The sequence below is a fragment of the Haematospirillum sp. 15-248 genome (assembly GCF_012102665.1).
Lineage (GTDB): Bacteria > Pseudomonadota > Alphaproteobacteria > Rhodospirillales > Rhodospirillaceae > Haematospirillum.
On record NZ_JAAVTF010000001.1, the window covers coordinates 210138 to 226971 of the forward strand.

At 52.9% G+C, this 16834-nt stretch carries 10 protein-coding genes; 6 read left to right on the plus strand and 4 right to left on the minus strand.

Features of this window, described 5'->3' with window-relative positions:
• Window positions 1-6: 6 nt before the first annotated feature.
• The gene (locus HEQ72_RS00945; RefSeq protein ID WP_168022337.1) at window positions 7-3474 is read right to left on the minus strand and encodes an indolepyruvate ferredoxin oxidoreductase family protein; all 3468 of its coding nucleotides are present in this window, start codon (window positions 3472-3474) and stop codon (window positions 7-9) included.
• A 260-nt stretch (window positions 3475-3734) separates the two neighbouring features.
• Window positions 3735-5537, minus strand: coding sequence for a long-chain fatty acid--CoA ligase (locus HEQ72_RS00950; protein ID WP_322099457.1), 1803 nt, complete (start codon window positions 5535-5537; stop codon window positions 3735-3737).
• Between the two features lie 176 nt (window positions 5538-5713).
• On the opposite strand from HEQ72_RS00950, the gene HEQ72_RS00955 reads away from it, so the two are divergent.
• A complete protein-coding gene (locus tag HEQ72_RS00955; protein ID WP_168022339.1) occupies window positions 5714-7528 on the plus strand; it encodes a M3 family oligoendopeptidase in 1815 nt (604 codons plus the stop codon).
• A gap of 62 nt (window positions 7529-7590) precedes the next feature.
• Here the strand turns inward: HEQ72_RS00955 and HEQ72_RS00960 are convergent, their stop codons facing one another.
• Both HEQ72_RS00960 and HEQ72_RS00965 read right to left on the minus strand, forming a co-directional pair.
• Window positions 7591-8259 (minus strand): DUF1013 domain-containing protein, encoded by a 669-nt coding sequence (locus HEQ72_RS00960; protein WP_168019009.1) that lies wholly within the window; start codon window positions 8257-8259, stop codon window positions 7591-7593.
• A 145-nt stretch (window positions 8260-8404) separates the two neighbouring features.
• Window positions 8405-9403 carry an NAD(P)H-quinone oxidoreductase gene (locus tag HEQ72_RS00965; RefSeq protein ID WP_168022340.1) on the minus strand — a complete coding sequence of 333 codons (999 nt, stop codon included), beginning with the start codon at window positions 9401-9403 and terminating at the stop codon, window positions 8405-8407.
• Between HEQ72_RS00965 and HEQ72_RS00970 the strand changes: the two genes are divergently transcribed.
• The 5 genes from HEQ72_RS00970 to HEQ72_RS00990 all read left to right on the plus strand — a co-directional run bounded on the left by HEQ72_RS00970 (window position 9402) and on the right by HEQ72_RS00990 (window position 16715).
• The gene (locus HEQ72_RS00970; RefSeq protein WP_245184042.1) at window positions 9402-9689 is read left to right on the plus strand and encodes a DUF1192 domain-containing protein; all 288 of its coding nucleotides are present in this window, start codon (window positions 9402-9404) and stop codon (window positions 9687-9689) included. The genes HEQ72_RS00965 and HEQ72_RS00970 overlap by 2 nt on opposite strands.
• 37 nt (window positions 9690-9726) lie before the next feature.
• Window positions 9727-10509: a 3-hydroxybutyrate dehydrogenase gene (locus HEQ72_RS00975; protein WP_168019007.1), complete on the plus strand. Its 783-nt coding sequence runs from the start codon at window positions 9727-9729 to the stop codon at window positions 10507-10509.
• A gap of 173 nt (window positions 10510-10682) precedes the next feature.
• The gene (locus HEQ72_RS00980) at window positions 10683-12218 is read left to right on the plus strand and encodes an acyl-CoA carboxylase subunit beta (protein WP_168019006.1); all 1536 of its coding nucleotides are present in this window, start codon (window positions 10683-10685) and stop codon (window positions 12216-12218) included.
• 30 nt (window positions 12219-12248) lie between these two features.
• A complete protein-coding gene (locus HEQ72_RS00985; RefSeq protein ID WP_168019005.1) occupies window positions 12249-14249 on the plus strand; it encodes an acetyl/propionyl/methylcrotonyl-CoA carboxylase subunit alpha in 2001 nt (666 codons plus the stop codon).
• Window positions 14250-14414: 165 nt separating this feature from the next.
• Complete coding sequence (locus HEQ72_RS00990; RefSeq protein ID WP_168019004.1) at window positions 14415-16715, plus strand: NADP-dependent malic enzyme; 2301 nt, start codon at window positions 14415-14417, stop codon at window positions 16713-16715.
• Window positions 16716-16834 lie beyond the last annotated feature (119 nt).

Consider the following 16834-nt stretch of genomic DNA (forward strand, 5'->3'; position numbering starts at 1 on the left):
ACTTTTTTAAGCGGCTTCCATGGCGTGTCGCTTCGCCCGGAACTCGGACAGAAGGTGTTCCTGCTGCCGGCGTGCCTTGCGTACGTTATCTTCCAGTATGTGGCCGTATCCCCGCATGGTAAGCGGTAGTGAAGCCAACTTGACAGCGGTATCCAAGTTTTCGGTGCTCAGGTTGGAAGCTATTTCTGAAAGCAAGGTTTGGAAATCGGTGATCAGTTGTCGTTGCATCTTTCTTTCAGGTGTATAGCCAAAGGGGTCTATGCAGCTTCCCCTTATTATTCGCATCCGGGCCAGAACTCTCATGAAGGGCAAAATCCAGCCTCCGAAGGCTGATTTTTCAAGATGACCGGTTTCACGATTGCGGCGTGCAAGAAGGGGAGGTGCAAGATAGAATGTCAGCTTCAGTTTCCCTTCAAATTGAGCTTTCAGGTTAGACATGAAGCTGCTGTCGGTATACAGGCGGGCAACTTCGTATTCGTCCTTGTAGGACATCAGCTTGAATAAGGAGCGTGCTGCTGCAGCAGTCAGGGCCGTACTGTTGTTTCTCAGCTTTTCTTCAGCCTTGCGCAGTTCTTTGATGCTGGTTTCATAACGATTGGCCCAATGACGATCCTGCCAGCTTTCCAGAAATACAGAACGTCTGGATATAATATCATCCAGTTTTTCTGACAGGCTATGGTGCGCTGGTGCCTTATACGGAGAGGCTATGCTGGCAACCTTTTCTGGTGCTATGGCGGTATGACGCCCCCACATAAATGCCATACGATTGAATTCGGGCCTGATACCATTGAGTTCTATTGCTCTCATGATCGATTCCCGGGAAAGGGGAATAAGGCCCTTCTGCCAAGCATAGCCAATCAGGAACAAGTTGGTTGCCAGGCTGTCCCCCATCAGGGTTGTGGCCAGCTCTGATGCCTTGACAAAGGAGGCGCGCTCTCTGCCGACAGTGCGTTCAATCGTTTGAATAATGTCTGTTCCGGGGAAAACGGCATCGGGGTTACGAGTAAACTCCGCTGTCATGGTTTCCTCTGTATTGATGATAGCTGAGGTGTGCCCGAAACTCATTCTTAGAATTGCGTCATGACCTGCTGCTGTCAGGCCGTCGCATCCCAGCACAAGATGTGCTTTGCCCGGTGAGATACGCGCAGCGTGTACGTGATCAGGCGATTGAGCAATGCGCAGGTAGCTGATAACAGCTCCATTCTTTTGGGCGAGTCCAACCTGATCAAGAACCGAGGCTGTTTTGCCTTCCAGGTGGGCGGCCATGCCAAGTAACGCCGATATGGTAATAACCCCTGTTCCACCAATCCCTGTAATAACAACGTCATAGGAGCCGAGATCAATAGCGGGAATTGTGGGTTCGGGAGGGCATTCAAGGTGCGAGAGATATGCACTTCCTTGGTGTTGCCGTAGTTTCGCGCCTGTGACTGTAATGAACGAGGGGCAAAAGCCTTTGATGCACGAGAAGTCTTTGTTGCAGGAAGACTGATCGATCTTTCTTTTGCGTCCGAACTCTGTTTCCAGAGGTTCGATGGCAACGCAATTGGACTGTGAGCCACAGTCTCCGCATCCCTCACAGACAAGGTCATGAATAAAGACCCGTTTGTCAGGGTCAGGCATTTTGCCTCTTTTACGACGACGGCGTTTCTCGGCAGCACATGTTTGTTCATAAATCAGGACGCTGACGCCTGGTGATTGGCGCAGCTGGCGTTGTAGTTCATCCAGTGTGTCGCGGTGGTGAAGTGTTGTGTACGGCGGTAGGGATGGCATAACCTTTCGGAATACTTCGGGTGCATCGGAAACGATGGCAATCCGTTTGACGCCTTCGGCTGCAACCTGTGCTGCCAGGGACTGAACAGTCAGTGGGCCATCGAAGCGTTGCCCGCCCGTCATGGCAACGGCATCATTGAACAGGATGCGGTAGGTTATATTAACATTGGCTGCGATTGCCTGACGTATGGCCAGGATGCCTGAATGAAGATAGGTACCATCCCCCAGGTTGGCGAACACATGTTTCTCTTCAGTAAAGGGGGCTTGCCCAACCCAGGGAACGCCCTCTCCTCCCATCTGGGTAAATGTGCTGGTTGACCGATCCATCCATGTCACCATGTAATGGCAGCCAATGCCACCGATTGCCCGCGATCCTTCGGGTACCTTTGTTGACGTGTTGTGTGGGCAGCCGGCACAGAAGTGAGGAATTCTTTTAACCGTTATGGGTTCTTTTTGTTTGGCACGTTCAAGGAAGAGCAAGCGTTCCTTGATCGAGGCAAGAGGGTTTATGCTGGAAAGAATAGGGCCGAGGACAAGGGCAATCTGATCTGGTCCCAGTTCTCCTGTGGCTTGAAAAGCAGGCTCTCCGGCAAGGCTATATTTGCCAGTTATTCTTGGGGCGTTATGCCGCAGCTGATTGTACAGCAGCTCCTTGATCTGTGTTTCGATAACAGGACGCTTTTCCTCAATAACAACAAGATGTTCCAGCCCTCTTGCAAAAGAGAGGATGCCATCCGGTTCCAGAGGCCACGGCATGCCAACCTTGAAGAGCCTCAGCCCAAGGCTATGGGCTTCATTCTCCTTGATGCCCATGTCATCAAGAGCTTGCAGGGTATCCAGCCAGCTTTTTCCTACCGCAATAATGCCAATACGTGCTGCAGTGGAGGCAAAGGAAACAAAATTTATTCGATTGTAGCGGGCAAAGGCCACGGCTGCTGGAATCTTGTAGTTTATGAGGCGGTACTCTTGTTCCAGTGGTGAGTCTGGTACGCGGATGTGAAGACCGTCCTCGGGCATGTTTCCCTGTTCAGGATCTGAAAAAGCATAGCGCCCAAGATTAACTTCAACCGTTGATGAGCTATCCAGAACCTCGCTGACGCATTTCAGGGCAACCCAACATCCAGAATAGCGACTCATCTGAATAGCCATAACCCCATAGTCCAGGATATCCTGAACATTGGATGGATATAGAACCGGTATTTGCAGATCCATATAGGTATAATCGGTCTGGCTGGGGACGGTGGATGATTTGGCTGCATGATCGTCACCGGAGAACAGCACAACCCCGCCATGTCGACTTGTTCCTGCCATGTTTGCGTGACGGAAGACGTCGCCGGATCGGTCAACGCCTGGGCCTTTGCCATACCAGTATCCACAGACACCATCATACCGTTGTCCCGGGAACATGGCTCCTTGCTGGCTTCCCCACACGGCTGTTGCCGCAAGATCTTCGTTAAGCCCCGGCTGGAACACGATGTGGTGTTTCTCAAGGTGCCTCCGGGCTGCAAGTAGTGTTGTATCAAGAGTGCCGACCGGTGATCCTCGATATCCCGATATAAAGCCGGCTGTATCAAGTCCATTCCCGAGATCCAGAATGCGCCGTGTCATGGGTATGCGGGCCAAGGCCTGAATCCCCGACAGATAGATTCGTCCGGATGATGCAGCATACTTGTCTTCAAGAGTGACGCGATGATCAATCCCCATGTTTTCCTCCCTGGAACGGCCTTTCTTTTTTCAGGCCGTTCTTTTTCCGCAGTTGTTTTGATCTTGCGGTATATGGTTCCCGGCAAAAGGATAGGGGGAGCAGGAGAAAATACAATAGGACTGTCATGCTGACCTGATTATGGAATCTGATTTGATGAGGTCAACGAATTCGGCGCATATTTATGTTTTCTTCTGGTCCATAGAAGAACAAAGATTGTTTTGCTTGCGCCCAAGTATTGCAGGCGGGCAAGAATTATCTGTTACGATCGATAGAGCTGATCCAGAGTCGCTCTCCATCGCTCAAGGATAACGTGGCGTCTTATTTTCAGGGTGGGTGTCAGCATGGCATTGTCGATGGTGAAGGCTTCGGGGGCAATCACAAAGCGGCGCACGGTCTCTATGGTGGAGAGTTCCTTGTTGACCCTTTCAAGGGCGGCGCTGATACGTCGCAGTACTTCCGGTTCCTTGGTTAGTGCAGTCAGATCGGGAGGCACGCCCTTTTCTGCTGCAATAGCACTGATCAGCTCTTCACTTGGAACGACAAGGGCAACCAGATGCGGACGTTTGTCCCCGTAAACCATGGCCTGTGCAATTTCAGGCTCCAATGTCAGGAAACCTTCTATCCTTTGCGGAGATATGTTGTCCCCGCCGGAATTGACAATGATATCCTTTTTTCTGTCTGTGATGAAGATGTGCCCTTCCGGGTCGATATGCCCGATATCACCTGTATGAAGCCATCCATCAGGGTCAATAACCGCAGCCGTTGCTTCCGGGTTGTTCCAGTACCCCTGCATGACCATTTCGCCCCTGACGCAAATCTCCCCATCCTTTGCGATCTTTGCTTCAACGCCATTCAGGGCAGGGCCAACGCTTTCCATTTTTGGATTGTCCGGCGTATTGACTGAAATCAGGGGGCCTGCCTCGGTTTGGCCATATCCTTGAAGAATGCGGATCCCCAAGGCTGTGAAGAAGTATCCAACATCAGGGTTGAGAGGAGCGCCGCCTGATACAAAGGCCTTCAGGTGCCCGCCGAAGCCTGTTGCGACTTTCCGCCGTACAAGATGTGTACAGACTGCATTTATAAGGAATTCCAAGGGTCCAAGTCGTTTTTTATGACAATATCGCTTTGTGCCAAGGCTAAGGGTCTTGTGAAACAGCCAAGCCTTGAGTCCTGAACTTTTTTCCGCGGACCGCAGCATTTTTGTCCGCATCACTTCATAAATGCGCGGCACGGCGGCCATAAGGGTTGGCTTGGCTGCAGCCATATTGCGACCAAGCGCATCAATGCTTTCTGCGTAATAGATTTGCGCTCCGATTGAAACCGGAAAGAATTGACCTGCGCTGTGCTCATAGGCATGGCTGAGTGGAAGGAAGGACAGGAATCGTTCCTGCCCCAATCCCAGCTTGACCAGAACATCATGGGCGCCACGGCAATTGGCAAGAATGGAGGCATGGGACAGCATAACCCCCTTGGGTGCCCCACCGGTCCCCGATGTATAAATGATGCAGGCGGTGTCTGTACGTTGTGGTGGGGTAGGCAAGGGAAGGTGCTGTTTCTTGGCTCCCCTTGCAATCAGGTCGTCCCAGAAGAACAGCGAGACCCCCGGATTTTGCTTCAGGTCCCCCGCGTTGATCAGGATAACATGCGGCGGGTGTGCGATATGGGCCGCTGCGTGCAACAGAGGCCGCATCAGCCGACCGCTGGAAACAATAACGGCGCGGGCACCTGAATCGGTCAACACATGCCTGTGATCATTCGGTGTATTTGTTGTGTAGGCCGGAACAGAAATGGCACCGGCGGCCATGATGGCCAGATCGCCAAGGCACCATTCCGGGCGGTTTTCCGAGACCAACACAACACGGTCACCGGTTTTGATTCCAATCTCAGTCAGTCCATGGGCCAGGGATCGCACCGTTACGGCTGCTTCTTCCCAGCTTATCGGGCAGTAAGATCCCTTGACCACCCTCCATAGAAAGGGGGCAGGACCAAAGAATGCGGCCTGTTCGAAGAACATGGAAACCAGACTGGTTGTGGTTCCATAATTGACGGCACGTCCCCTCAAATGCCTTCTCCTGATGGGCCGGCCTTGTTGTCCGGTCTTGTGGAAATCCTCGAGTCTCGGCACACTGGGTGCCATAAACTGGGCGGCAGCACCACAACGGGCTTACAGTGTGTGAGGCTGTCGTCATCTTTTTGTTCTGCCCCATGGATCAACGTGGATCATAAGGAGATAATGGTATGTTGCCAATCATCAACCGTGACAGCGAGGGAACGGGTTCTGCAGCCCACAGCGGGGTACCGGAATGGGATCTGTCAGATTTGTACCCGGGCCGTGATTCAGCTGAATTGGCAGCGGATCTTAGTCAGGTTGACACGCAATCCAAACATTTTGAAGTTAGTTATCAGGGAAAAGTTGCTGCGCTCAGTGCGGCCCATTTTGGGGCCGCTATTGTTGAGTATGAAGCCTTGTGCGAGCGCCTGTACCGTATTTTGTCATATGCCCAGCTTCTGCATGCCGGTCATGTGACCGACCCTGAAACAGGACGGTTTGTTCAGGATATCAACGAGAAGGCAACCGAGGTTCAGACCAGAACACTTTTCTTTGTTCTGGAAATCAATCGCATGGATGATGCCGCGCTGGCTGCACGGTTGGCGGAAGATTCGGTGGTTGCGCGGTATGCTCCCTGGATCCGGGATGTTCGTCTGAGCAAGAATCACCAGCTTTCCGATGAACTGGAAAAGCTGTCGAGCGAGAAGGGGATTACAGGCGCCGGAGCATGGGTTCGTCTGTTCGATGAAACCATGGCGTCGCTGCGGTTTCCTGTTGATGGCAAGGACCTGACCATCACAGAAGCCACCCATCTACTGGGGGAAACCGATCCACAGCGCCGCAAGAGTGCTGCCAAAAGCATTGGGCAGGTTCTGGGTAATAATATTCGTCTGTTCGGTTTGATTACAAATACCCTGGCCAAGGACAAGGAAATTGATGACCGCTGGCGTGGTTACAAAAGCCCTATGGCTGCCCGTAATCTTGCCAATCAGGTTGAAGAGCCTGTTGTCGATGCCTTGGTTTCTGCTGTGCGGGATTCCTTTCCGCGTTTGTCGCATCGGTATTATGCGATGAAAGCCAAGTGGTTCGGTGTTGATATTCTGGATTACTGGGATCGCAATGCCCCGGTACCGGGGGATAGCAGCCGGACTTGGAGCTGGAAGAAAGCGGCGGACTTTGTTATTGCCGCTTACGGGCGTTTTTCTCCTGAACTGGCGGCTGTTGGACAGCGTTTCTTTGACAATGCGTGGATTGATGTGCCTGCACGTCCGGGCAAGGCATCTGGTGCCTTTGCTCATCCAACAGTTCCCAGCGTGCACCCCTATCTTCTTCTCAATTTTATGGGAAGAGGGCGTGATGTCATGACCTTGGCCCATGAGCTGGGACATGGTTGTCACCAGATCCTGGCCGGCCGTCAGGGATGCTTTATGTCCGACACGCCATTGACCTTGGCCGAGACAGCTTCTGTTTTCGGGGAAATGCTGACATTCCGCGCCATGCTGGATGCCGAGACTGATACAAGGCGTCGCCGTTTTCTGCTGATTGCCAAAGTGGAAGACATGTTGAATACCGTTGTGCGTCAGATAGCTTTCCACGAATTCGAGAGAAGAGTGCACAGCGAGCGTCGTTCAATAGGCGAGGTGTCGACAGACAGGATTGGCGAGATCTGGATGCAGACCCAGGCCGAGAGCTTGGGGCCAGCTTTCCGCTTTGATGCGGAATACCAGCATTACTGGGCCTACATTCCACACTTTGTCCATACGCCATTCTACGTCTACGCTTATGCGTTCGGTGATTGTCTGGTAAACAGTCTGTATCGTGTTTACGAACAGGGCATGCCGGGTTTTCAGGACAAATACCTGAACATGCTGTCCGCAGGAGGAACCCTGCGTCATCGAGAGCTGCTGGAACCTTTTGGTCTTGATGCGTCTGATCCTGGCTTCTGGGCAAAGGGATTGTCTGTGATTGAAGGCTTTATTGATGACCTTCAGGCCATGGATTGACCACAAGAAAGGCCGCTGTACGCAGCGGCCTTTTTGTTACCAAGGAAATGGTGTGGCGAAGACTAGAGTTCGATATCCTCATCCCGCGTATCCGCTTTTGGCTTGCTGCGGAGGAATGCAGGAATTTCTTCTTCCTGTTCCTTGCGGGTGTGGTGCTCGACTTTTTCCTCCGGCTCGTTGCCGTAGTCAACCTGCGGAACGGTGCCGCCGGCACGACGTGGAGCCAAGGCAATTTCCTTTTCCAGGTCAGCTTCGGAGCACATGCCAAGAATAACCGGATTGCGCGGCTTGATGGCCGTGGCATTCCAGTGTGTCTTGCTTCTGACTGACTCAATAGTCGGCTTTGTGGTGCCGATCAGTTTGCAGATCTGGGCATCAGACAGTTCAGGGTGATGCTTCAGGATCCAAGCAATGGCATCCGGGCGGTCATGCCGCTTTGACACAGGCGTATAACGTGCTCCCTTGGAGCGGGCCTGAGGGCGCGGAATATCAGATGCCGAAAGTTGCAGGCGCAGGGCATCGTCTTTCTCACAGCGGGCAATTTCGGCCCGTGTCAACTGACCATTGGCGATGGGGTCAAGACCGACGATCCCGCCAGCTACCTCACCGTCGGCAATGGCCTGGACTTCCAGTTCGTGCATTCCACAGAAGGCGGCAATTTGCTCGAACGAGAGGCATGTATTTTCTACCAGCCAGACGGCCGTTGCCTTCGGCATGAGAGGCAGCGCCATTGTGTTGTCCCTTTCGGATGTGTCTTTGAACGGTAAGCGTCGTGCTTCTTTACGGGAAATTGCAGCCCCGGACAAGGGGTGTGCCCCGCTGCAGGACGAATTAGGGGGAAATATGGAGTGTTTGGGGGTATTTGCCAAGACTGTATTATTTTGAATTGTTTGATAACACGATCTTCCCCTCATGGGTGCGTCTTTCCATGAGGCGGTGGGCATCTGCCGCTTGTTCCAACGGAAATGTGCTATGCAGCAGGGGACGGATGTCGCCCTTCAGAACCTGGGGCCACAGCTGCTGTCGAATCGCTTCTGCCATCCTGGATTTTGCGGTGGCGGACTGTGAACGCAGGGTAGAGCCACTCAGGGTCAGCCTTTTCAGCATGACGGGCATAAGGTCCAACTCAACTCTTGATCCCTCGAGAAAGGCAATGTTGATATGCCTTCCGTCCGGATTCATAAGACGGATATCTTTCTGGATCCGTTCGCCCCCGGCCATGTCCAGGATGACGTCCACGCCGCGTCCTGCTTTCTTGATAACTGCAGCGTAATCCTCCTTGCGCCAGTTGATTGCAAGATCTGCCCCCAGCCGGAGGCATGTAGCGCATTTGTCGTCTGACCCTGCTGTTGCATACACGATTGCCCCAATGGAGCGGGCAACCTGTATCGCTGTTGTTCCAATACCCGAGGCGCCCCCATGGATCAGAAAGACTTCACCGGGCTTAAGCTGTCCGCGTTCAAGGACATTATGGAATACTGTGAACAAGGCCTCTGGAAGAGCTGCTGCTTCTTCTGCCTTCAGTGTACCCGCTACGGGAAGGCACAGGGTGCTGTCTGCCACGGCATATTCGGCATATCCACCCCCGGCCACCAGTGCGGCTACGTCTGTACCGGGCAGGGGCCACGATACATCCGGTCCGGTCGCAACAACGGTGCCGGAGACTTCCAGTCCGGGGAGATCGCATGCATCCGGCGGAGGCGGATATTTTCCCTCCCGTTGCAGGATGTCCGGGCGATTGACCCCTGCGTAATCGACTTTCACCAAGACTTGCCCTGCATTGGGGGTCGGAATTGCACGCGTTACCAAGCGCAGAACATCAGGGCCACCGGGAGCGGAAATTTCTATGCAGCGCATGAGATCGGGCTGTGACATGAGAAAAGAGAGTCCTGATGAAAGTGGAAGGTTTGCGGTGCTGTCAGGGTCTGATACTTTCTTGTCCATGTGCGATACGGGGGGAGTAACCGTGATGGACATGGATGATCCTCTTTCACAAGCGGCCCTGATCTGTTTTCCTGATCTGGATGCCATGAGTATAGAGCAGTTGCAGGATTATATCACGACCCTTGAGGCAGAGGTTGTGCGTGTGCGTGGGGTTATCGGAAACAAGGTTTCAGCCAGGCAGGCTGCCGAGACCTTGTTCAGGTCCGGGGGGGCCTGACAATAGTCCGACTGAACAGGAAAAGGGGGAGGGGGTTATGCTCAAGGGTAAATCGGCGGTGGTGACGGGATCAACCAGCGGCATAGGGCTTGGAATCGCTTCAGCCTTGGCAGCGCAGGGTGTGCGTGTCATGCTCAACGGGCTTGGTGATGCTGCTGCCCTGGAAAGAACAAGGGGTGAGCTGGAGGGGCGCTATAAGGTGGATGTGCGTCTCTGTCCGGCTGACCTGTCCAAGCCAAACGAGTGTTCGCTTCTGGTCGATGAGGCAATCAAGGCCTTTGGAAGCGTTGATATCGTGGTCAACAATGCAGGAATACAGTTTGTCTCGGCTGTAGAGGCCTTTCCTGTCGAGAAGTGGGAGCAAATTCTCTCTGTCAATCTATCATCTGCCTTTCATATCATCCGGACGGCCTTGCCGGGCATGAAGAAAAACGGGTGGGGCCGTATCATCAATATTGCATCGGCGCATGGGCTGGTGGCTTCTGTCAACAAGGCGGCCTATGTGGCGTCCAAGCATGGTCTGGTCGGATTGACCAAGGTTGTGGCCCTGGAAAATGCCGAGGGCCATATTACCTGCAATGCTATTTGTCCGGGGTGGGTGCGTACGCCGTTGGTCGAGCCACAGATCGAGGCCCGTGCCAAGGCCATTGGTGGGACATTGGACGACGGTGTTCGTTCTCTTGTCGGGGAGAAGCAGCCTTCCATGAGGTTTTCTGCACCGGAAGATATCGGGGCTTTGGCTGCTTTCTTGTGTTCGGATGCTGCCCATAACATCACAGGAACGACTTTGTCGGTCGATGGGGGCTGGACGGCCCAGTGACCTGTCCACGCAATCTGTGGATAACTCTGTTGATTTATTCTTTTTCACTCTGAAATGACTTGTTTTCTACGCTATGCCTCAAAAATAGGCAACGGTGTCATCCCTGTTGGGAAGGTTGCCGTCGTTATTGAGTGCCATTGCCAGTTCTGTTGTCCGGGAAGCGAGGTGCGCCCATGCAGGATATTTTGAGGCAACTTGAAGACAAGCGGTTTGCTGCTTGTATGGGGGGTGGGCAGGAACGTGTTGATACTCAGCACAAGAAAGGCAAGTTAACAGCGCGGGAGCGGCTTGCAGTTCTTCTTGATGCGGGTTCTTTTGAAGAATGGGACATGTTCAAGGAACATCGGTGTACCAACTTCGGCATGGCCGAGGTAGATCCTGTTCCCGGTGATGGTGTTGTAACCGGATACGGGACGATCAATGGCCGTGTCGTCTTTGTGTTCAGTCAGGATTTTACGGTCTTTGGTGGTTCCCTATCGGAAACACATGCCGAGAAAATCTGCAAGATCATGGACCAGGCAATGCGCGTTGGTGCACCGGTTATCGGGCTGAATGACTCAGGGGGGGCACGTATTCAGGAAGGGGTGAATAGCCTTGCCGGATACGCTGACGTGTTTCAGCGCAATGTCTTGGCCTCCGGCGTTATTCCGCAGATTTCCGTCATCATGGGCCCATGTGCGGGTGGGGCTGTCTACTCGCCTGCGATGACTGATTTTATCGCCATGGTCCGGGGAACATCGTACATGTTTGTAACAGGTCCGGATGTTGTCAAGACGGTTACACATGAGACCGTGACAGCCGAAGATCTTGGGGGAGCTGTGATCCATACGGGACGGTCAGGGGTTGCAGACCTGGCGTTTGAAACAGATGTCGAGGCGTTGCTCGAAGTGCGACGGTTGATTGATTTCCTCCCATCAAGCAACCGTGTCAGGGCGCCGGAGCGTCCAACGCCGGACCCTGTGGACAGGGTTGAACCCTCGCTTGATACGCTTGTACCGGCCAATCCACATGCAGCCTATGATATGCGGGAGTTGATCACCAAAGTGGTGGACGAGGGTGATTTTTATGAGATTGCTCCTGATCATGCCCGCAACATCATGACAGGGTTTGGCCGTCTGGATGGACAACCTATTGGGTTGGTTGCCAATCAGCCGCTTGTATTGGCAGGATGTCTTGACATTGACAGTGCCTGCAAGGCCGCACGCTTTGTCCGTTTCTGTGATTCCTTTGATATTCCTTTGGTTACATTCGTTGATGTACCGGGTTTTTTACCCGGTACAACGCAGGAGCATGGGGGAATTATCAGGCACGGAGCCAAGCTGTTGTATGCCTATGCCGAGGCAACGGTTCCCAAGGTAACGGTCATTACCCGTAAGGCATATGGAGGAGCATATGATGTCATGGCATCCAAGCATCTGCGTGGCGATGTCAATTATGCTTGGCCGACAGCTGAAATTGCGGTGATGGGACCCAAGGGTGCCGTTGAAATTATTTTTCGTCATGAGCGTAATGATGATGAAAAAATACAGTCTCGCACAGACGAGTATCGTCGTGCGTTTGCCAACCCTTTCGTGGCCAGTGCTCGCGGTTTCATTGACGATATCATCATGCCACATGCAACACGGAAACGTTTGTGTCGATCACTCTCTATGCTGCGCGGAAAGAAAATAGAGAATCCATGGCGCAAGCACGGCAATATTCCGCTTTGAAATGGACATGCGGCGAATAGGAGGGGAAGCATGTTCAGAAAAATTCTGGTTGCAAACCGTGGTGAAGTTGCCTGCCGCATTATCCGCACTGCCCACAGAATGGGCATTGCAACCGTCGCTGTTTATTCAGAAGCTGATGCAGGTGCCCTTCATGTCGATATGGCTGATGAGGCGGTGTGCATTGGTCCTGCCCCGGCGCGGCAGAGCTATCTGCTGATTGATCGTATCGTCCGGGCTTGTCGTGATGTCGGAGCGGACGCTGTTCATCCCGGCTATGGCTTTCTTTCGGAGAACAGTGTTTTTCCTGAGGCTCTGCAAAAAGAAGGTATAGTTTTTATCGGTCCGCCGGTTGAGGCCATCCGTTTGATGGGAGACAAAATTCGATCCCGGGAGCTGGCCAGGAAAGCAGGGCTTTCTGTCATACCCGGTTATGACGGAGCGGTGTCAACAGAGGATCGAGCGGTTGGTATTGCAAATGATATTGGGCTCCCCGTCATGATCAAGGCCTCTGCCGGTGGGGGTGGCAAGGGGATGCGGATCGCACATACCGAAGCGGATGTCCGGGAGGGCTTTCGTCATGCCGCTTCTGAAGCCCGCTCTGCTTTTGGCGATGATCGTTTACTACTGGAAAAGTATATCAGCAATCCACGGCATATAGAGATCCAGATTCTCAGCGATGGTGAAACCTGTTTGCATGTTTATGAACGAGAATGCTCTATCCAGAGACGCCACCAGAAGATCATGGAAGAGGCACCCTCTCCTTTTCTGGATGGTCCCCTGCGACAGGCCATGGTTAATCAGGCTGTGGTGTTGGCTCGGTCTGTTGACTACCGCTCTGCAGGAACGGTTGAGTTTATTGTCGATGAACAACGGCAATTCTATTTTCTTGAGATGAATACCCGTCTTCAGGTCGAGCATCCGGTTACAGAATGTGTAACCGGCCTTGACTTGGTTGAGTGGATGATACGGATTGCAGCCGGGGAACGTCTGACCCTGTCCCAGGACGAGATTGTCCTGAAGGGATGGGCGATGGAAAGTCGTATCTATGCCGAAGATCCTGGGCGTGGATTCGTCCCTTCCAGTGGTCGTCTGGTTCGTTACCGTGAACCGGAGCCGGAGAACGGGGTCAGGGTTGACAGTGGTGTTTGTGAAGGGGGGGAGATTTCTGTCCACTATGATCCCTTGATTGCCAAGCTGGTGACATGGGGGCAGAACAGGGGCGCCGCTATTCGTGGTATGCAGACTGCACTCGGGGGTTTCTACATTCGGGGCATTACCAGCAATATCCCGCTCTTGTGCTCTATTGTACGTCACAAGACGTTCATGGCTGGTGCCTGTACCACAGGTTTCGTGGATGCACATGGGCAGGAGGTCGTGTCGATGGCTCCGTCTTCGGCCTACAGGGTTACGATGGCTTGTATCATGGCCGTTGTTCATCGTTTGCACACAGAAAGGGTATTTCTGTTTCCAACTCAAAATGGAAACGTGTCTAAACAGGCGACAAGCTACAGTGTTGTTGTTTGTTTTTCTGGTTCATGCGATCTGGAGGTCAAGCTTGAGCGTCAGTCGTGTGTTGAGGGGTTGAATGCGTGGTCCGTTTTCTGTGGGGGGCTTGCTCATCATGTTGTATCGGGATGGCAGATTCATGATCCCATATGGCATGGCACGGTGAATGGAAAAGGCGTTGTGGCGCAGGTGGAACGTAAAGGTACGTCTTTTCAGATGCATGTCGATGGCTTCTGTGCCGATATTATCGTTCTTGATCTGCATGTTGCTGCGCTGAATCGCATGATCCCCTCTCGTGCCAAGCCTGATCTTTCCAGATTTCTGCTGTCTCCAATGCCGGGATTCCTGATCAGCATTGATGTGTCCGAGGGGCAGACCATCAAGGCCGGGGAAAGATTGGCTGTTGTCGAAGCGATGAAGATGGAAAATGTCCTGCGTGCCGAACAGGATGCAACCGTTAAAAAGATTCATGTCGCCGCAGGTGGTTCTATTTCGGTTGATCAGGTGATTATGGAATTTTCATAACTGATACACATATGTGTACGTTAAGATCTACCCGGGCTTGAATTCAGCACAATATTTGCCGTTTCTTGACAATGTGTCGCGCACATCGGAATGACGCTGGTCAGGCGCACAAACAGCCTTTACAGTCAGGCAGTTCTGACTCGCAAACATCTGGTTCGGGCTGTGATGAAAACTCCGAATGAAAACCTTGACGATCTCGCCCTTTACTATCACCGCTCGCCGCGACCAGGAAAGATTGCCGTTGTTGCGACAAAGCCAATGGCAACCCAGCGTGATTTGGCCTTGGCCTATTCGCCGGGAGTTGCTGCGGCGTGTCGGGCAATCGTGGAGAATCCTGCTGCTGCCTATGATGTGACATCACGGGGCAATATGGTTGCTGTCGTGACCAATGGCACCGCTGTTCTGGGTTTGGGGGCAATTGGCCCGTTGGCTGCCAAGCCGGTGATGGAGGGCAAGGCGGCACTTTTCAAGAAATTTGCTGGTATCGATGCGTTTGACATAGAGATCAACGCTGAGACAGCCGACGATATGGTGCGCATTATTGCCGCGCTCGAACCAACTTTTGGTGCCGTTAATCTGGAAGACATCAAGGCTCCTGAATGCTTTGAGGTCGAGACCCGTTTGCGCGGCATGATGGGGATTCCCGTTTTCCATGACGATCAGCATGGTACGGCGATTGTGGTTGGTGCTGCCGTTCACAATGGGTTGCATTTGGTCGGGAAAAAGATCGAAGACATAAAGCTGGTATCGACTGGGGGTGGCGCTGCCGGTCTGGCCTGTCTTAATCTTCTGGTTGGTATGGGGTTGAAGCGTGAGAATGTCACGCTGTTCGACAAGTTTGGGCTGGTGTATGCGGATCGTGTAGAGGATATGAATCCTCATAAGTCGGTCTATGCCCGGTCTGATTTGCCACGTTCGACCACGTTAGGTCAGGCGATGGAAGGGGCTGATGTATTCCTTGGGCTTTCCGGTCCCGGTGTCCTTGCCAAGGACATGGTTGCAGGAATGGCGCCCCGGCCAATTGTCATGGCGCTGGCCAATCCCACACCCGAGATCATGCCCGATGAGGTAAAAGCGGTAAGGGATGATGCCATTATCGCGACAGGACGGTCGGATTATCCCAACCAGGTCAATAATGTTTTGTGCTTTCCTTTTATTTTCAGAGGGGCGCTGGACGTTGGGGCAACAGATGTCAACATGCCGATGCAAATTGCCTGTGTGGAAGCTATTGCAGAACTGGCACGCTCTGAAACGCATGATGTCGTGGCCAGCGCCTATGTTGGAGAGAAGCTGGGTTTCGGGGCTGAATACATCCTTCCAAAGCCGTTTGATCCCCGCCTGATACAGGTTATCGCCCCGGCAGTTGCACGGGCGGCCATGGAGACAGGCATTGCAACCCGCCCCATTGCTGATCTGGAGCGGTATCGGCAGGATCTTGGGCAGTATGTTTTTCGTTCTGGCCAGACAATGCGCCCGGTTATGGATCGGGCCCGGCAGGAATGTCGCCGTGTTGTTTATGCAGAAGGTGAGGATGATCGCGTTCTTCGTGCAGCTCAAGCCGCTCTGGATGAGCGTGTTGCGCGCCCTCTGTTAATCGGTCGTCGTTCAGCCATTTTAGATCAGATCGCCAATCTGGGTTTGCGGATGCGCCCGGACAAGGATATCGAAATTATCGAAATTATAAGGGATCCCCGCTATCACAACTTTTCAGATGCGTATTGGAGATTGATGCGTCGGAAAGGTGTTTCGCCTGAGCACGCCCGTATGTTGGTTCGTTCAAACTCCACCATTTTTGCGGCCATGATGGTGCGACGTAACGAAGCTGACGCCATGATCTGCGGGACGGCAGGGCGTTATGTCGAGCATTTGACAAATTTGCGCGATGTTCTGGGGTTGCGTGAAGGCGTTGCTGTCTGCGCATCCATGAATGCGGTTATTCTGGAGAAAGGTACTTTCTTCATTGCGGATACCAACGTTAATCATGATCCGACAGCGGAGGAACTCTGCGCCATTACCTTGATGGCTGCGGATGAGGTTCGTCGTTTTGGTATAGAGCCGAAAGTAGCATTGCTGTCACATTCGAATTTCGGGACTTCCAATAGCCCTTCAGCCCTGAAAATGCGCAAGGCATTGGACCTTGTTAACCAGGCAGCCCCTGATCTGGAGATAGAGGGGGAAATGCACGCCGATTCTGCTTTGTCTGAAAACATACGTGAACGTATATTCCCCGGCAGTCGTCTTAACGGGCAGGCAAACCTGCTGATTGCACCTTCTGTTGATGCGGCCAATATTTCCTTTAACATGATCAAGGTGTTGGGGGACGGATTGCCTTTGGGGCCAGTCTTGTTGGGGCTTGGACATCCTGCACACATCGTAACGCCATCGGTTACCGTACGCGGTTTGTTGAATATGACGGCACTTTCGGTTGTTGATGCTCAGATTTTTGCCGCCAAGAAACAGGAGTAGGCTCTAACAGGGCTTTTATGGACAGCGGGAGACAGCGCATAGCACAATAGCGCTAGGGCTTGTCGCATATCTGGGGGGTGTTGTCTGACTGTCACCGGTCAGTTCTGCCAGTAGCGTCT

Bases quoted from the DNA above. Each gene is read 5' to 3' on its own strand.
- HEQ72_RS00955 (WP_168022339.1), top strand. From the start codon at position 5,714: ATGTTGCCAATCATCAACCGTGACAGCGAGGGAACGGGTTCTGCAGCC.
- HEQ72_RS00985 (WP_168019005.1), top strand. From the start codon at position 12,249: ATGTTCAGAAAAATTCTGGTTGCAAACCGTGGTGAAGTTGCCTGCCGC.
- HEQ72_RS00980 (WP_168019006.1), top strand. From the start codon at position 10,683: ATGCAGGATATTTTGAGGCAACTTGAAGACAAGCGGTTTGCTGCTTGT.
- HEQ72_RS00965 (WP_168022340.1), bottom strand. From the start codon at position 9,403: ATGTCACAGCCCGATCTCATGCGCTGCATAGAAATTTCCGCTCCCGGT.
- HEQ72_RS00970 (WP_245184042.1), top strand. From the start codon at position 9,402: ATGAGAAAAGAGAGTCCTGATGAAAGTGGAAGGTTTGCGGTGCTGTCA.
- HEQ72_RS00960 (WP_168019009.1), bottom strand. From the start codon at position 8,259: ATGGCGCTGCCTCTCATGCCGAAGGCAACGGCCGTCTGGCTGGTAGAA.
- HEQ72_RS00990 (WP_168019004.1), top strand. From the start codon at position 14,415: ATGAAAACTCCGAATGAAAACCTTGACGATCTCGCCCTTTACTATCAC.
- HEQ72_RS00975 (WP_168019007.1), top strand. From the start codon at position 9,727: ATGCTCAAGGGTAAATCGGCGGTGGTGACGGGATCAACCAGCGGCATA.
- HEQ72_RS00945 (WP_168022337.1), bottom strand. From the start codon at position 3,474: ATGGGGATTGATCATCGCGTCACTCTTGAAGACAAGTATGCTGCATCA.